Annotated in this window: 15 protein-coding genes and 2 pseudogenes; 6 read left to right on the plus strand and 11 right to left on the minus strand. The window is 61.7% G+C overall.

The annotated features are described in order from the left end of the window. Positions 1 to 13 precede the first annotated feature (13 nt). The 3 genes and pseudogenes from NKI24_RS29495 to NKI24_RS29505 form a co-directional block, all read right to left on the minus strand. A complete protein-coding gene (locus tag NKI24_RS29495) occupies positions 14 to 148 on the minus strand; it encodes a hypothetical protein (protein WP_023675095.1) in 135 nt (44 codons plus the stop codon). A 368-nt stretch (positions 149 to 516) separates the two neighbouring features. Beyond that, positions 517 to 2,489, minus strand: a pseudogene (locus NKI24_RS29500) (bifunctional 2',3'-cyclic-nucleotide 2'-phosphodiesterase/3'-nucleotidase). A gap of 131 nt (positions 2,490 to 2,620) precedes the next feature. Beyond that, positions 2,621 to 3,886, minus strand: coding sequence for an NAD(P)/FAD-dependent oxidoreductase (locus tag NKI24_RS29505; protein ID WP_352750111.1), 1,266 nt, complete (start codon positions 3,884 to 3,886; stop codon positions 2,621 to 2,623). A 180-nt stretch (positions 3,887 to 4,066) separates the two neighbouring features. Between NKI24_RS29505 and NKI24_RS29510 the strand changes: the two genes are divergently transcribed. Next, positions 4,067 to 4,723, plus strand: a complete 657-nt coding sequence (locus NKI24_RS29510) for a 5-formyltetrahydrofolate cyclo-ligase (RefSeq protein WP_352705493.1) — start codon at positions 4,067 to 4,069, stop codon at positions 4,721 to 4,723. Between the two features lie 13 nt (positions 4,724 to 4,736). On the opposite strand, the gene NKI24_RS29515 is transcribed toward NKI24_RS29510, so the two are convergent. Further along, the gene (locus NKI24_RS29515; protein WP_023675099.1) at positions 4,737 to 5,210 is read right to left on the minus strand and encodes an Lrp/AsnC family transcriptional regulator; all 474 of its coding nucleotides are present in this window, start codon (positions 5,208 to 5,210) and stop codon (positions 4,737 to 4,739) included. 157 nt (positions 5,211 to 5,367) lie between these two features. Here NKI24_RS29515 and ald point away from each other — a divergent pair, with 157 nt between their 5' ends. Beyond that, a complete protein-coding gene (gene ald, locus NKI24_RS29520) occupies positions 5,368 to 6,483 on the plus strand; it encodes an alanine dehydrogenase (protein WP_352705491.1) in 1,116 nt (371 codons plus the stop codon). A gap of 248 nt (positions 6,484 to 6,731) precedes the next feature. Here the strand turns inward: ald and NKI24_RS29525 are convergent, their stop codons facing one another. The 6 genes from NKI24_RS29525 to NKI24_RS29550 form a co-directional block, all read right to left on the minus strand. Next, a complete protein-coding gene (locus tag NKI24_RS29525; RefSeq protein WP_352457506.1) occupies positions 6,732 to 7,199 on the minus strand; it encodes a DUF1203 domain-containing protein in 468 nt (155 codons plus the stop codon). Positions 7,200 to 7,276: 77 nt separating this feature from the next. Further along, positions 7,277 to 8,083: a 4-hydroxy-tetrahydrodipicolinate reductase gene (gene dapB, locus NKI24_RS29530; protein ID WP_352750112.1), complete on the minus strand. Its 807-nt coding sequence runs from the start codon at positions 8,081 to 8,083 to the stop codon at positions 7,277 to 7,279. A 150-nt stretch (positions 8,084 to 8,233) separates the two neighbouring features. Then, positions 8,234 to 8,797 carry a GNAT family N-acetyltransferase gene (locus NKI24_RS29535; protein ID WP_352448953.1) on the minus strand — a complete coding sequence of 188 codons (564 nt, stop codon included), beginning with the start codon at positions 8,795 to 8,797 and terminating at the stop codon, positions 8,234 to 8,236. Between the two features lie 5 nt (positions 8,798 to 8,802). Next, entirely contained in the window at positions 8,803 to 9,654 is an 852-nt protein-coding gene (gene sseA, locus NKI24_RS29540) for a 3-mercaptopyruvate sulfurtransferase (RefSeq protein WP_352750113.1), read from the minus strand. Positions 9,655 to 9,689: 35 nt separating this feature from the next. Beyond that, the gene (locus NKI24_RS29545; RefSeq protein WP_023675105.1) at positions 9,690 to 10,433 is read right to left on the minus strand and encodes an alanyl-tRNA editing protein; all 744 of its coding nucleotides are present in this window, start codon (positions 10,431 to 10,433) and stop codon (positions 9,690 to 9,692) included. Next, positions 10,433 to 11,467, minus strand: coding sequence for a cysteine synthase A (locus NKI24_RS29550; protein WP_023675106.1), 1,035 nt, complete (start codon positions 11,465 to 11,467; stop codon positions 10,433 to 10,435). Before NKI24_RS29550 ends, NKI24_RS29545 begins: the two co-directional genes overlap by 1 nt. A gap of 215 nt (positions 11,468 to 11,682) precedes the next feature. On the opposite strand from NKI24_RS29550, the gene NKI24_RS29555 reads away from it, so the two are divergent. Both NKI24_RS29555 and NKI24_RS29560 read left to right on the plus strand, forming a co-directional pair. Continuing rightward, positions 11,683 to 12,504 (plus strand): SDR family oxidoreductase, encoded by an 822-nt coding sequence (locus NKI24_RS29555; RefSeq protein ID WP_352457508.1) that lies wholly within the window; start codon positions 11,683 to 11,685, stop codon positions 12,502 to 12,504. A 28-nt stretch (positions 12,505 to 12,532) separates the two neighbouring features. Next, positions 12,533 to 12,684 (plus strand): annotated as a pseudogene (locus tag NKI24_RS29560) (alpha/beta hydrolase); the annotation flags it as partial. 102 nt (positions 12,685 to 12,786) lie between these two features. Here the strand turns inward: NKI24_RS29560 and NKI24_RS29565 are convergent. After that, on the minus strand, positions 12,787 to 14,205 hold the full coding sequence (locus NKI24_RS29565) for a DEAD/DEAH box helicase (protein WP_352448957.1): 1,419 nt from the start codon (positions 14,203 to 14,205) through the stop codon (positions 12,787 to 12,789). 388 nt (positions 14,206 to 14,593) lie between these two features. Between NKI24_RS29565 and NKI24_RS29570 the strand changes: the two genes are divergently transcribed. After that, positions 14,594 to 16,126, plus strand: coding sequence for an acyl-CoA carboxylase subunit beta (locus NKI24_RS29570; RefSeq protein ID WP_352750114.1), 1,533 nt, complete (start codon positions 14,594 to 14,596; stop codon positions 16,124 to 16,126). 7 nt (positions 16,127 to 16,133) lie between these two features. Further along, on the plus strand, positions 16,134 to 16,520 hold the full coding sequence (locus tag NKI24_RS29575) for a hypothetical protein (protein WP_352750115.1): 387 nt from the start codon (positions 16,134 to 16,136) through the stop codon (positions 16,518 to 16,520). Positions 16,521 to 16,547: the final 27 nt, after the last annotated feature.

Raw genomic sequence — 16,547 nt, forward strand, 5'->3', positions numbered from 1 at the left:
CGAAGAAGAGAAACTACACCATGCTGGTTACATAGTGCACGACGCGGGTCACCTCCCTGATGGTCCTGTCGAGATAGCGGCCTTGGTTGTAAATGCCGTCCCAGATCAGGAAAAAGGTGACGGTCGTGATGATGATGACATAACGCATGGCTAAAACTAGCGTATATGGATGCTTGCAACCATAGTGATTCCGGCCCTGCTGGGACCCTCCCCGAATTTTAACGGCCTTTGGTCTGTCCGCTGCGATGCTTGCTGGCCAGAATGGCGCTACCGCTGCAGGGCGCCTTGGAAAGATAACCCCGCTCGGCTTCGACGACCGCTTCCCGCCTCGATCGACCAACTGCCACACGATTATTCCGGTGGGATTTCGACGGACGCGCTGGATCTGGTCATGCCGCCGTCAAGCGGCGTTTCGCACCACCTGCTTGAAGAGGCCCCCTGTCTCAAACGGATTGGCCGTATCGGGACAGTATCTTAACGCTGAGACAGTTTCGAGCCGACGCTCAAATCCTTGCCTCAAAGCGTGATGCGGTATTTTGCAAAGCCCGCTTCGCCCTCGCCCGCCGGCTCGATCTTCAGCGACTTCACTTGCGCAATAAACTCCTTCGCCTTGGCGCCGGTCTCGAATACGACGCTGGTTCCCGGTAGTGGCGCAAACGACCAGTTGGCGTCCGCCGACGGGTTGATGGTGCCTTTGCTGACGATATAGCGCACGATCACGTCGCGGTTGGTGTCGGGCGCTTCGTAGATGACTTTCGAGGCATTGATCTCCGGGAAATTGCCGCCGCCGCCGGCTCGGTAGTTGTTGGTGGCGACGACGAATTTCCGCATGGGACCAATTGGTTTGCCGTCGAACATCAAGTCAATGATGCGGGTCGAGCCGGTGTTCACCAGCCCGCCCTTCGAATCATATTTCGGTGGCTGCGACAGATCGATCTTGTATGTGACGCCGTCGATCACGTCGAAATTATAGGATGGGAAGTCAGTGTTGATGAGCGCCTGGTCGGCTTTGCCCGGTTCGATCCGGTTGAAGATGCCGGCCGACATTTCCAGCCATTCCTTCACCTCTGCCCCGGTGATTTCGACGGCGCGCACCGTGTTTGGATAGAGGTAGAGGTCGGCGACGTTCTTGATGGCGATATCGCCCACCGGCACGTCGGTGTAATAGTCGGCGCCGTTGCGCCCGCCCGCCTTGAACGGTGCCGCCGCCGACAACAGCGGCATATCCTTCCACTCTGTGTTCTTCAGGATGTCCTTCAAGTACCAGGTCTGCGCCTGGCTGACGATCTGCACCGATGGATCGTCGGCGACCAGCGCAAAATAGGAATAGAGCGGCGCCGAGGTTTTGCCGACCGGCCGGCGCACATAGGCAAGCGTCGCCTCGTGGTCCTGTTTGAGCGCGTCGACGATGCGCTGGTCGTCCGCGACGGTCGGCTTGTTCGTCTTGTCGACCCGCTCAAAGATCGGCCTGGCCTCAGAGGTCGTCGAAACCACGTTGATCCGTCGCGCTCCAGCAACAGATCGATCAGCCCCATGTGCGAGCCCCAGAAGCCGGCCATGACGGCGGGCTTGCCTTGCAACGTGCCTTTCGCCGTATCGACGGCGCCCAGCGACTGAAAGTCCTTCTTGCCGGGGAAGACCAGATGCTGGTGGCCGGTGAACACCGCATCGATACCTTCGACACCGGCAACGAAGAAGGAGGCGTTCTCCATCATGTCGCTTTGCTTCACGTCGATGCCGGAATGGGAGAGCGCAATGACGATGTCGGCGCCTTCTTCCTTCATTTGCGGCACCCACGCCTTGGCCGCCTCGACGATGTCGCGCGTCTTGACGCTGCCCTCGAGATTTTTCAGGTCCCAGACCATGATCTGCGGCGGCACGAAGCCGATGATGCCGATCCTGATCGGTTGCTCGGCGCCCGACCCGTCTTTGATCTTCCTGTCGAGGATGACGAAAGGCTTGAGATAAAGCTTGTCGTCGCGCGGGTTCGCGGCGAACTCCGTGCCGCGGATCAAATTCGCGCAGACAAACGGGAAATTGGCACCGGCCAGCACCTTGTCCATGAACGACAGGCCATAGTTGAACTCGTGGTTGCCGAGCGTCGAGCATTCGTAGCCGAGCAGGTTCATGCCCTTCATGACCGGATGCAGATCGCCATCCTTCATCCCCCTCTCGTAGGCGATGTAGTCGCCCATCGGGTTGCCTTGCAGAAGGTCGCCATTATCGATCAGCATCGCGTTGGTTGCTTCCTTGCGCACGGCTTCAATCAACGATGCCGTTCGCGACAGCCCCATCGTGTCGTTAGCTTTGTCGGCGTAGTAGTCGTAAGGCAGCACATTCACGTGGATGTCGGTCGTCTCCATAATCCTCAGATGCGCCTGATTGGCTTGAGCCCGGGCGGAGAACGGGTGCAGCATGATCAGCGCTCCGCTGGCGGCAAAGCCGGCGAGGAAATCGCGGCGTGAGACGAGGTGGCGCAATTGGGACATTCGTTTTCTCTTTCTTCCACGACGTGACAAGTCCTGCCCGAAGCAAAGCTTCGCGCCGAAATCCAGCCGAGTCCAGAAGCCGATTCCATCAAGAGGAGGTGACGCGCCGATGAATGTCCGGCAGCGAACAATCAGCCCTTATCGTCGTCGCCCTGCGTGATCAGCCGCGCGCTGCGCTGACCGGTGAAGTAGATCCATAGCCAACTCAGGGAAACCGCAAGCCGGTTACGAAAGCCGATCAGGAAGTAAATATGCGCCAAGCCCCATAGCCACCAGGCAAGCCGGCCGGTAAGCTTGATCCAGCCGAAATCGATGGCCGCCGCGCGCTTGCCTATCGTCGCCAAATCGCCGTCATGCCTGTAGCTGAAAGGACGCGGTGTCGCGTCACCGGCAAGCCTTGCCTTGATCGCCGTGGCGACGTGCCGTCCCTGCTGCTTGGCGGCGGGCGCGACGCCCGGCACCAGCCGGCCATCCGGTCGCAGGACGTGCGCTGCGTCACCGATGACGAAAATCTCCGGGTTTCCCGGCACACTCAAGTCGGGCTCGACAAGCACCCTGCCCGCGCGGTCCGCTGCCGCGCCGAGCCATTCGGCGGCCGGCGAAGCGGCGACGCCCGCCGCCCACAGGATTGTCCTGGCCGGCAAATGTGTGTCGCCGAAGACGACACCCTCGGCATCGCAGCGCGTAACCGCCCGGCCGAGTTCGACGGTCACGCCGAGCCGTTCGAGCGCCTTCATTGCATAATCGGAGAGTTCCGGCGCGAAATTGGCAAGAACGCGGTCGCCGGCCTCAATCAGCACCACACGCGTCTGCCGCGTGTCGATGTTGCGGAACTCGCCGCGCAGCGTGTCATGCGCCAGTTCGGCAATGGTGCCGGCCAATTCCACGCCGGTCGGCCCGCCGCCGACGATCGCCAGCGTCAGCAATGCCTGGCGCTGGGCGGGATCGGTTTCCCGCTCGGCCTGCTCGAAAGCCAAAAGAATACGCCGTCGAATGGTGGTGGCGTCCTCCAGTGTCTTCAGGCCCGGCGCGAACGGCTCCCATTCGTCATGGCCGAAATAGGCGTGCCGCGCACCGGTGGCCAACAGCAACGTGTCGTAGGCGACCGCTCCGCCATCCTGCAGCAGCACGCGCTTGCCGGTGCGGTCGATGCCAGTCACGGTGGCAAGCAGCGTCGTCACGTCCTTGCGTTTGCGCAGGAGATGGCGGATCGGCCAGGCGACTTCGGAGGTTGCCAGCGCCGTCGTCGCCACCTGGTAGAGCAGCGGCTGAAAGAGGTGATGATTGCGCCTGTCGATCATGGTGATGCGCACCGGCGCGCCGGTAAGTGCGCGGGTGAATTCGAGGCCGCCGAAACCGGCGCCTACGACGACGACGTGATGGTTGGCTGTATTCATCTCACTCATCCCTCTCGCCAAGGGTGATGTAAGTATCCTTGTGCAGTGCAGCAATGCCTGCGCTGCAACTGCGTGGGAGTCGTCGCTTGATGTCGTGAATACGCATGCTGCAGACTCATTCCCGGATATAGCTTACGTCCCAGATACGACTTGGTTGGAACAGTATATTGCAGGTGAAGCATGGCTAGGAATGAAGATGAAGACCCAGCGCAGTACGCCTCGCCGCCTTGTTTTATGCACGAGCTTGATCCGGAGTTCCAAGCGCCGCTATCCGACTGGACCGACGTAAGGCGCTGGCGCAAGGCCGAGCGCGAGCGGTTGATCGTATCCCGCCTTGCCGTTTCGGCCGACACGCGCGCAGCCATGTCGCAGCGCATTGCCGAAGGGCTCGACGCGGTGATCGGCGACATCGCCGGCCGCATGGTCAGCCTCTATTGGCCGTTTCGCGGCGAGCCGGACCTGCGCCCATGGATGGAAACCGTTAACGCGCGGGGCGGGCGCACGGCGTTGCCCGTCGTCGTCGAGAAAGACCGGCCGCTTGTCTTTCGCGCCTATACTCACGGAGACCGGCTGGAGAAGGGCGTCTGGAATATCCCGATACCGGCTGACGGCGATCCGGTGTTGCCCGACATCGTCATTTCGCCGATCGTCGGCATCGATCCCGGGCAGTTTCGCCTGGGTTATGGCGGCGGCTTCTTCGATCGCACGCTTGCCGCGATGCCCTTCAAACCGCTGGTCGTCGGCGTCGGCTATGAACTGCAGCGCATCGTCACCATCTACCCGCAGCCGCACGACATTCCGATGGACCGTGTGGTGACCGAGGCAGTCAACACCTAGGCGAGTTCGGGGCCTAGGCGAGTTCAGGCTTCATTCCCACAGCCGTGCGATCGACGATTTCGCGCAAGGCAAAAGACGAATTGATCTTCGTCACATGCGGCATTGCCGACAGCCACTCCTTGTGGATGCGTTCGTAGTCGACGAGATCCTTTGCCGCGATGCGCAGGATGTAGTCATATTCGCCCGACATCAAATGGCAGGACAGGACGTTCGGGCAGCGCTTTATCGCTGCCTCGAAATCCGACAGCGTCTTCTCGAATTGCCCGGACAGCGATATATGCACGATCGCCGTCATCTGGTGCCCAAGTGCAGCGTTGGACAGCCGTGCGTGATAGCCGCGGATGGTTCCGGATTTCTCCAGATTGTCCAGCCGCCGCGAACAGGCCGACTGCGACAGGCCAACCTTCTCGGCGAGCGCAGCGTTGGGTATTCGCCCGTCTTTCTGCAACGTCTCGAGAATGGCGATATCAATCCTGTCGAGCGGCATTTTTGCGGGTTCCTGCGAGAATTCTAGTGTTTTGCGCAACGATTATCGAACAGTGGCCTCTCTGGCAAGCGCATTCGCAAACACTTACCGAACGATTCGTGGTTCACTATCTCTAGACAGGGAACGAGCCCCAAAGGGCCGGATCAGGAGAAAAAAGATGCGCGTCGGTTGCCCCCGGGAAATCAAGAACCATGAATACCGCGTCGGCCTGACACCGGGTTCGGTCCGTGAATATGTCGCGCATGGCCATGAAGTGCTGGTCGAGACCGGCGCCGGCGCCGGCATCGGCGCCGACGACAACGCGTATCGTGCCGCCGGCGCCACGATTGCCAAAACGGCCGCCGACGTTTTTGCCAAGTCTGACATGATCGTGAAGGTCAAGGAGCCGCAGCCCAACGAATGGGCTCAGCTCCGCGACGGCCAGATCCTCTATACCTATCTGCATCTTGCTCCGGATCCGGAGCAGACCAAGGGTCTGCTGGCCTCCGGCGTGACCGCAATAGCTTACGAGACCGTCACCGACGAGCGCGGCGGCCTGCCGCTCTTGGCGCCGATGTCGGAAGTTGCCGGCCGCCTGTCGATCCAGGCGGGCGCAACGGCGCTGCAAAAGGCCAATGGCGGCCGCGGCGTGCTGCTTGGCGGCGTGCCCGGCGTGCTCCCCGGCAAGGTAACCGTGCTCGGCGGCGGCGTAGTCGGCCTGCATGCTGCACGGATGGCCGCCGGCCTTGGCGCCGACGTCACCATCATTGACCGCTCGATCCCGCGCCTGCGTCAGCTCGACGACATCTTTGGCGGCCGCGTCCACACCCGCTACTCGACCGTCGAGGCGCTGGAGGAAGAATGTTTTTCGGCTGACATCGTCGTCGGCGCCGTGCTGATCCCAGGGGCAGCAGCGCCCAAGCTGGTGACGCGCGAAATGCTGTCGGGCATGAAGAAAGGCGCCGTGCTGGTCGACGTCGCCATCGACCAGGGCGGCTGCTTCGAGACCTCGCACGCCACCACCCATGCCGAGCCGACCTATGAGGTCGACGGCGTCATCCACTATTGCGTCGCCAACATGCCGGGTGCGGTGCCGGTCACCTCGGCCCACGCGCTCAATAATGCGACGCTGCATTATGGCCTGCAGCTCGCCGACAGGGGCCTCAAGGCGCTGGTAGACGACCACCATCTGCGCAACGGGCTGAACGTCCACAAGGGCAAGATCACGAATCGCGCAGTGGCCGACGCGCTCGGTTACGAGCTGGTCGAGCCGAAGGCCGTTCTCGCCGCCTGAGCTGTCCGAATCTGCCTCTCCAGTGCCCGTCGGATTCGTCCGACGGGTTCTTTCTTATGTCGAAAGACTGAAAAGTGTCGGGCGCGCGGAATAACCGGACAACAAAAAAGCGGAGCCAAAGCCCCGCTTCCTCGGTTGTCGAAAATTCCCGCCGGTTCATCCGCGGTCGGCAAATCGATCGACAGTGTGTTTCTACCGCTTGTATGCGACGGGAGTACGACAGCCCCAAGCCGGTGCAGCCTGTCCGGTTACGCGCGGTCGATCCGGCACTGATAGCAATTGTTGCGCGCCGAGCGGATGTGGACGTAAGCGATGTCGTCGCGTTCGAACAACGTCTCTGCCCGTGCGGCAATGGCGTCGGTCGGAATGACGCCGCCGCTGCCGTAAACGATGCGGTCGTCCTTGCCATAACCGCGCACAATGTAATCGCTGCTTTCGAGCATTTCGGGAAGCATTTTCCCCTCGGCGGCGCGTTCGCATTCTTTCGCATGCAGAAAGATCGGCCCCGTTTCGGCATAAGGCTGCAGCTCCGGAAAAGGCCGATAGGCCAAAACAAGATAGGCTTCTCCCACAGCAATATTTTTCAAGCAATGACGGCAAGGCACGCCGTCGCCATCCGAAATTTGCCGCTCTGGCTTCAAGCCATAAGCATCCGGCCCGCCGCGCTGAAGTGCCCGGACAGCATTGGTTGGCAAGGCTTTGAATTTTAGCGTCATGGCAAAATCTCCGGTGTCGTTGACCGGAAATTATGCTCGCAAGACAGAGCTTCCCACCCGATTCCTGCCGAAATGGATCAATCCATCAGCGCGTCGAGACCACGAACCAGACCTTTGACCTGCTGTACCCGTCTGATGGCGAGCAGCGTGCCCGCCACGTAAGGCGCCGCGGACGAGCCGGCGTCGTGGCGTATGGTCAGCCGCTCGTCTGGCAGACCGAACAGCGCCTCGCAGGACAGGATGTAGGACGGCAGGCGAAGCGCGTGCACTTGCACCCCCTCGCCTGCGCCGACCGCACCACCGCGTGTGGCCGGCACGCCGGAGACCTCGGAGACCGGCTTTGCCGTTGAGGCCTTGCGGATGTCGGCCAGCGCTTCAGCAAGCTCTCGTGCGGTTCCGGAGGGCGCGTCGGGCTTCTTTGCACTAGCATAATCGATGACCTCGACATCCGGCACGTATTTTGCCGCCATAAGTGCAAACCGCTTCATCAGCGTGGCGGTGATGGAAAAGTTGCCAGCGGCAACAACGCCGACGCCATTGGCGCGCGCCGCGGCGTCGATCTCGGCATAGTCGGCAGCTCCCAGTCCCGACGTGCCGATCACCGTGTGCCGTCCGTTGTCGATGGCGAGCAGCACATGGTCTTTCACGACATGCGGCTTGGTGAAGTCGACCAGCACGTCCGACGGCGCCTCCAGCGCCTCGGCCAGCGAGGCCGAAACGGCAATACCATTAGCCGGCATACCAACCAGCAGACCGGTATCCTGCCCCGCGCCGCTGCGTGATACAGCCCCGGCCAGCGCCATGTCGCCTTGCGCCCCGATCGCCGGAACCAGCGCTTTGCCGACCCAGCCGGTCGCGCCGGCCATTACCACGCGTATTGCCATCGTGCGATCCTCCATCACCCATCGGTTTTTAGACGATAGCGATATGGAAAGAGCCAAGCTCATTCAAGTCGGGCTCGCCTTTGAGTGTTGATCCAGAGACTCTGGGACATTGCAAAGACAAGCTGAAGCTCGGATGAACGGGCCTGAAAATCAGGGCCGCATGACGCTGGCCGCGCGCTCGGCAAAAGACATCGGATGTACGACCTCCTTTTTTTGCGCCACTGGCGTAAAGCCGAGTTTTTGATAGAGCGGCAGTGCTGCTGGGTGATCGAGGGTGCAGGTCTGCACCGTCACCCGCTTTGGCCCGTGCGACCAGGCTGCGGCGATTGCCGCACCGAGGAACCAGCGGCCGATGCCTTGCCCGGTCGCGTGCTCCATCATTCCGAAATAAGCGAGTTCCACTTCCTCCGGCAAATGCGGCTTGAGGTCGAAGAAGCCGGCCGGCGCACCATCCAGATAAAGCACCCTGATGTCGCGGTCCTCGCGGTGGATGCCCGCCGCAAGCTCCTCGTCGCTCAGCCTCAAAACATTGACCCAGTGCCATTTGCGGCCGACCCGATCCATCAAATAGCGGTAGAAATGCAGGGGAATGTCTTTGGTCTTGAGCAGCGCGATCTGGCGGTTGTACGGCAGCGGCGGCGAATAGGCAGGCGGCACATGCATTTCGAGAAACGTCACGGTGACATCGATGTCTTCCAGCGATCCGTCTTCCATCACCGTCAGTCCTTGCCCGTCACGACAGGCGTGTCGGAAAGCCCGCCCCATTCGGTCCATGAACCGTCATAAAGCCTGTTGTCGGCATGGCCAAGCGTCTCCAAAGCTAGCGTGACGGCTGCCGCGGTGACGCCCGACCCGCAGGAGGTGACGACCGGCTTCGACAGGTCGATGCCGGCTCCTTCGATCACTTTGCGCAGCCTGTCCTTCGGCAACAATTCGCCGTTTTCCGAAAGCGCCGAAAACGGCACGTTGTGCGCGCCCGGCATATGGCCGGAGCGGATGCCGGGGCGCGGCTCCGGCTCGGTGCCGGCAAAACGGCCAGGCGAGCGCGCGTCGGCGATCTGGCTCTCCCCCGTCTCGACGATCCGGCGCATGTCGGCAAGGCTGGCGACGCGGGCGGCATGGAAGTTGGCATAAAACACGCAAGGCGCGATCTTCGTCGGCTCCGCAGTCACCGGCCGTCCGGCGGCTTTCCAACGATCGAAGCCGCCGTCGAGTATATAGACCTGGAACACGCCCATGACGCGAAACAACCACCAGGCGCGCGGTGCAGAAAAGAACCCTGGCCCGTCATAGACAACAATCGTGTCATCGGCCGAAATACCCATCGCGCCGACATATTGCGCGAAATGCTGCGGCGACGGCAGCGTGTGCGGCAGAGCCGCGTCGGGGTCCGAAACCGCATCCTGGTCGAGGAAGCGGGCGCCTGGAATATGCGCTACGTCGTACTCGGCGCGCGCGTCACGCTTTTGCGCCGGCAGATACCAGGACGCGTCGACAATCGTCAGGCCGGGTTCGCCGAGCCGCTTCTGTAACCAATCGGCATCGATGGTGAAAGGACTGTCGTCGGCCATCTTTTCTCTCCTGTCCCGTCCGTCGCAGTCCTATATCAGGCTGGCGGCATAGGACCAAAGCGAATGCGGAAGCGCCGGTTCTCGCGGCCCTTCTTCTCGATCTTGCCGATATGGATCTCGCCGATTTCGCTGGTGCTCTTTACATGGGTGCCGCCGCAAGGCTGGCTGTCGATCGAAGCGTTCTCGCCGATGCAGACCAATCGGATCCTTCCCGTGCCGGCCGGGGGCCGCACATTCTTGGATTTCACCAAGCCCGGATTGGATGCCAGTTCCTCGTCGGAAATGAGCCGGGTGAAGATCGGGTGGTCGGCTCGCACCAGCTCCATCAGTCTGGCCGTCACGTCTTCCTTGGTAAAGCCGGCGTCCGGGATGTCGAAATCGATACGGCTGTCGTCCTCGGAAACCGCGGCGCCGGTGATCGGGAACGGACAGACGACGGTAAGCAGGTGGCAGGCAGAATGCATGCGCATCAGCAACTGCCGCCGCGGCCAGTCGATGGCGAGCCTCATGCGCTCGCCCACCTTTGGAACTGCCTGCTCCGGCGCCGGCACATGGATGATCTCGTCCTTGGTTTCGCCGGTGATCGTAGCGGCAATCGCTATGCCGGTGCCGTCGGCGCGTTCGAGGCTGCCGGTGTCGCCCGGCTGCCCGCCCGATGTGGCGTAAAACACCGTCCGGTCCAGAATGATGCCGCCGCGATCATTGACTGCGACGACGGTGGCGTCGGCCGTCCCCAGATAGGCGTCGTCACGAAACAGCGCTTCGGTCTTGTGCGCCATCACGCAACCCTTTCGAACGGTACCGAAATCGTGCTCTGTTGCTCCATCCAGCCCGGCACCGGCAGCTTCTTTTCGCGCAGGAATTCAGGATTGAACAGCTTCGACTGGTAGCGCGTGCCGTAGTCGCAAAGCATGGTCACGATGGTGTGGCCGGGGCCTAGCTCGCGCGCCAGGCGAATGGCGCCGGCAATGTTGATGCCCGTCGAACCGCCAACGCAAAGCCCCTCCTCCTGGATCAGGTCGAATACGATCGGCAGCGCGTCCTCGTCGGGGATCTGGAAGGCAAAATCGGGTGTAAAGCCTTGGAGGTTGGCGGTGATCCGCCCCTGCCCGATGCCTTCGGTGATCGAACTGCCCTCGGATTTCAGCTCGCCGCTGGTGTAGAAGGAATAGAGCGCTGCCCCCAGCGGATCGGCCAGCGCGATCTTGACCTGGTTGTTTTTGGCCTTCAGCCCGAAACCGACGCCTGCCAGAGTGCCGCCGGAACCGACCGCCGACACGAAACCATCCACCTTACCGTCGGTCTGGTTCCAGATTTCTTCGGCCGTGGTGCGGATATGGCCGTCACGGTTGGCGACATTGTCGAACTGGTTGGCCCAGATCGCGCCATTCGGCTCGCTCTTCGCCATCTGCTCGGCCAGCCGGCCCGACAGCTTCACGTAGTTGTTCGGGTTCTTGTAAGGCACGGCGGGCACTTCGATCAGCTCGGCGCCGAGCAGTTTGATTGTATCCTTCTTCTCCTGGCTCTGGGTGTCGGGAATGACGATCACCGTGCGGTAGCCGAGCGCCTTGGCAACCAGTGTCAATCCGATGCCGGTATTTCCGGCCGTCCCCTCGACGATGACGCCGCCGGGCCGCAGCAGCCCGCGCTGCTCCGCATCGCGGATGATAAACAGGCCGGCGCGGTCCTTTACCGACTGCCCGGGATTCATGAATTCGGCCTTGCCCAGGATCTCGCAGCCGGTTGCTTCCGAGGCCTTGTTGAGGCGGATCAGGGGCGTGTTGCCGATCACGTCGATCACAGAACGGGGCATGGAGATTCCTTTGTGGGTGCGGCGAAACCCTAGAAACCCGAAGCTTCGGTTTCAAGGCAAGAATTTGCCTGGTCCAGTCGCATTTCGCACACTGCAATTCCTGCAGCCAGGAGCGCCCTACCGGTATTCATTTCAACCATGTACCGAAAAGCACTCTTTTCATTCGATTTCTTCACCGGTAGAGCACAGGCTAAGAAGAGCCGGCGGGGCGCAACATGACACTCTATCGGGCCAATCCGAAGCATGGCGTCGCCTGGATTACGGGCGGCAGCAGCGGTATCGGCCGTTCGCTGGCCAAGGATCTTGCCGCTCGGGGCTATGTCGTCGCGGTGACTGCGCCAGATGACCATCCGATCGATACTCTCATCGTCGAAACGGCGCAGATGGCGGGCCGTGTCGCAGCCTATCCTTGCGACGTGACCGACGAAAAACGCATGGCGAAGACGGTTGCAGCGATCGAGAAAGATCTCGGTCCGATCGTGTTGGCAGTGTTCAACGCTGGAAGCTATATCGCAACGCCGGGCGAGGATCTTGTGGCGCGCAATTTCCGTCGGTCTTTCGAAGTCAATTATTTTGGCATCATCAATGGCCTGCTGCCAGTCATCGAACGCATGCGCGTGCGCTCGCGCGGCCATGTCGTGCTGATCGGTTCGGTTACCGCCTATTTCGGCTGGCCCACCACCGCCGCCTATGGCGGCACCAAGGCGGCGGTCAATATCCTGGCCGAGTCGCTGAAATACGATTTCGACAAGATGAACGTCCGCATCCAGGTGATTAATCCGGGCTTTGTCGACACGCGGCTGACCGAAAAGAACTTCCTGCCGATGCCGGGCTTGATGCCGGTCAATCTGGCCTCGCGCCGCATCGCGCAAGGCATCGAATACGGCGGCTTCGAAGTCACTTTCCCACGCCGCCTGAGTTGGACGCTGAAGTTGCTCAGGATGCTGCCGAGGCCGTTCTGCCGATGGGTGATCAGCACGGTCACCCGCTGGAATGCGCGGCCATTGAATTTCGACCGCAAGCCGCCAGTCGAGTAGGATCGGTGATGGGCGAGCGATCGTGTTTGCGGGTCGCTGGGGCGCCGCACATGAATTGGTGCCGGTCGACGATACCGGCGACCCGGACAACCACGTCATTGCCGGCGACGCGCTGTCGCATCGACCACGGCTTTCCTCGCGCAGCGGATCGTCGTGTCGATCGAGGCGGTGGTAAGGTGACCCAAAGGCCCCCAAGCAAGAGGGCGACCGAAGCATCGCTCCGGTCGCCCTCTTCAATCGTGTGTGACCAAGCCAGGCTTGGCCGACCGCAACACGGTCAGATTATGCGGCCCGCGCTGCTGGCCGCTTGCCGCCGAAGCGGCGCTTGTTATTGCCCTTGAAGGGCTTGGCGCCTTCCGGCTTGCGCTCGCCCGCAAAGGCCGGCTTGTCGCCGAACCGCTTCTTGCCGAAGCCGTTGTTTGCGCCGCTGGGCCGCCTGCCGTCGCGACGGCCATTGTGGTCGTTGCGATCATTGGCCGGTTCGAAGCTGCGCTCGTTCTTCTCGGCGGGATTGCGCTGCGGATCGGGGCTGCCGAGATGGTCGGCAACGATCGGCAGCTTGGTGCGGATGATGCGCTCGACCTGACGCAGCTTGCTGTTTTCAGACGGGTCGCAGAGTGTGATGGCGATGCCGTCCATGCCGTTGCGGCCGGTGCGGCCGATCCGGTGGACATAGCTCTCCGCCTCGTCCGGCAGGTCGAAATTCACCACATGGCTGATGCCGGGCACGTCGATGCCGCGTGCCGCAATGTCGGTCGCCACGAGAATGCGCACCGAACCCTCACGGAAATCGTTGAGTGCCTTCTGACGGGCATTCTGCGACTTGTTGCCGTGGATGACAGCGGCCTTGAAGCCGTCGCGCTCGAGATCCTTGGTCACCCTGTCGGCGCCATGCTTGGTGCGCGAGAAGATGATGACGGACTTCATCGCCTCACCGGCAAGCATGTTGGCCAGCACCTGGCGCTTCTGCTTGGTGCGGGCAAAGACGACACCCTGCACGATTTCGGCTGCCGCGGTGCTGTGAGGAGCGACTTCGACGCGGATCGGGTTCTTCAGCAGGCCTTTCGCCAGTTCGGCGATCTCGGCCGGCATAGTCGCCGAGAACAGCACCGTCTGACGGTCCGGCGCCGTTGCCCTGGCGATGCGCTTCACGTCGTTGATGAAGCCCATGTCGAGCATGCGGTCGCCTTCGTCGAGCACCAGCCATTTGGTGTCGGCAAGCATCAGGTCGCCTTCACGCACAAGGTCGGTCAGCCGACCGGGCGTTGCGATCAGGATGTCGACGCCGGGCGCAACCTTCTTCACCTGGCTGAAGCGCGAGACGCCGCCCAGCACGAGCGCGGTCGATACATGCGCGCCCTTGGCGAGCAGCTTGATCATCTCCTCGATCTGCACCGCGAGTTCACGTGTCGGCGCCAGGATCAGCGCGCGGGCCGTCTTCGGCCGGCGCTTGGTGCCAAGTGCGATGATCTTCGACAGGATCGGCAGCGCGAACGCCGCCGTCTTGCCCGAGCCGGTCTGGGCGATGCCGAAAATGTCGCGGCCTTCGAGCTGCGGCGGGATCGCCTGGGCCTGGATCGGCTTCGGATCGGTAAAGCCGGCGGCATTGGTGGCCTTGAGCAGTGCGCCGGTAATTCCAAGTGCGGCGAAACCGTTCAGTTCCCCAGTGTCCTTACCGGTCAAAGTGTTTTCATTGGTCAAAATATTCTTCTTTCATGCGGCTCCTGGCCGCAAACATCAATGGGCGGCAGGGCGCAACCTGCCGTCGAAAATTGTCATGAAACGACAAGGCGGGCGGACATTATCGTCCGCACGGCTGCGCTGTCGTGCCCGCAGGCATCATGCCACGGGGCTTTTTCGCCGCCTTGCCGATCTGTCGGGAAGAGGGAAAACAGACGCAACCAGTCTCATTCGTCGAGAAGGCCGGATTATCCCGGCCCAAGCGCCTATGCCGCCGCATATGGCCCAGTTCCCATCGAAATGCAAGGGGCCCGATGCTGCAGCGCAGCAAAAGCCATGAGGAAGCGGCGCTTGCGCTCTCTCGCGGGCATGATTACCACAATGCAGCTTTCCGTTTCGGGGACCGGTCATGAAGGACGTGCTGAAGGAACTCGAGCGCCGCCGCGAGATCGCCCGCATGGGCGGCGGCCAGGCCCGCATCGACGCCCAGCACAAGAAGGGCAAGCTGACCGCCCGCGAACGCATAGACGTCTTTCTCGACGAGGGCTCGTTCGAGGAGTTCGACATGTATGTCGAGCACCGCTCGACCGATTTCGGCATGGAGAAAACCAAGATCGCCGGCGACGGCGTCGTTACGGGCTGGGGCACCGTCAACGGTCGCCCGGTCTATCTTTTCGCCAAGGATTTCACCGTGTTCGGCGGCTCGCTGTCCGAGGCGCATGCCGAAAAGGTGGTCAAGGTCCAGGAGATGGCGCTGCGCAATCGCGCGCCGATCATCGGCCTTTACGACGCCGGCGGCGCCCGCATCCAGGAAGGCGTGGCGGCGCTCGGCGGCTATGCCGAGATCTTCCAGCGCAATGTACTGGCCTCCGGCGTCATCCCGCAGATTTCACTGATCATGGGCCCCTGCGCCGGCGGCGATGTCTATTCGCCGGCGATGACTGACTTCATCTTCATGGTTCGCGAAACCTCCTACATGTTCGTCACCGGGCCGGATGTGGTGAAGACCGTAACCAACGAGACGGTCACCGCCGAAAGCCTCGGCGGCGCTTCTATCCACACGACGAAGTCCTCGATCGCCGACGGAGCCTACGACAATGACGTCGAGGCGCTGCTGCAGATGCGCCGGCTGGTCGATCTGCTGCCCGCTTCCAACACGGCGGAAATTCCCGAGATCGAATGCTACCAGTCGGTCACCGATCACGATCTGTCGCTCGACAGGCTGATCCCCGACAATGCCAACAAACCCTACGACATCAAAGAGTTGATCCTTAAAGTTGCCGACGAGGGTGACTTCTTCGAGATCCAGCAGAATTTTGCGAAAAACATCGTCACCGGCTTCGGCCGTATCGAGGGCCGCAGCGTCGGCTTCGTCGCCAACCAGCCGATGGTGCTGGCCGGCGTGCTCGATTCGGATGCCAGCCGCAAGGCGGCTCGTTTCGTGCGCTTCTGCGACTGCTTCTCGATCCCGATCGTCACCTTCGTCGACGTGCCCGGCGTACGGCCCCGCACCGCGCAGGAATATGGCGGGTTGATCAAGCACGGCGCCAAGCTTCTGTTCGCCTATGCCGAAGCGACCGTGCCAAAGATCACCGTCATCACCAGAAAGGCCTATGGCGGCGCCTATGACGTCATGGCGTCAAAGCATTTGCGCGGTGACATGAACTATGCCTGGCCAACGGCGCAGATTGCGGTGATGGGGGCCAGGGGCGCGGTCGAGATCATCTATCGCAAGGACATCGGCGACGCGGAGAAAATTGCAGCACACACAAAGGCTTACGAAGATCGCTTCCTGTCGCCCTTCGTTGCCGCCGAGCGTGGCTATGTCGACGAGGTGATCATGCCGCATTCAACCCGCCGCCGCATCGCCCGCGCGCTCAGGATGCTGCGCAACAAGGATATGCAAAACCCCTGGAAGAAGCACGACAACATTCCGCTGTGAGGGGTTGATGTCGCGCCTGGTCTTCTACATGGGAGCGCGCTTCGGCAGGTTTGCCGTCCTGCTTTTCGCTCTGCCGCTGTTCTGCCCAACAGTCTTATGGTTCTGGTTTCTCGACCGGCATCCGCTCGCCGTCATCGCGGCTGGCGTTGTTGCGATCCCAGCTGCGATGCTGGGCATGGTTCTGTTGATCGGGACATTGTTCGCCGGTTTTCGACCCAGCAAGGTGGACGGGATTACTCGGGAATCAGCCCCGAAATTATGGGCCATCTGGGAGAGTATTGCCGGCAAACACCGCGCCAGCCGGACTACCATCGTGCTGAGCCCCGATCTCAACGCTAGAGCGGTTCCTGATTTGACGGAATCGAAGGGGATTCCGGATCAGTCGGTTTTGTGATTCAAGATGCTGGCTGGAGTGGAGGCC

It is taken from the genome of Mesorhizobium sp. M0701 (genome assembly GCF_040320365.1).
Lineage (GTDB): Bacteria > Pseudomonadota > Alphaproteobacteria > Rhizobiales > Rhizobiaceae > Mesorhizobium.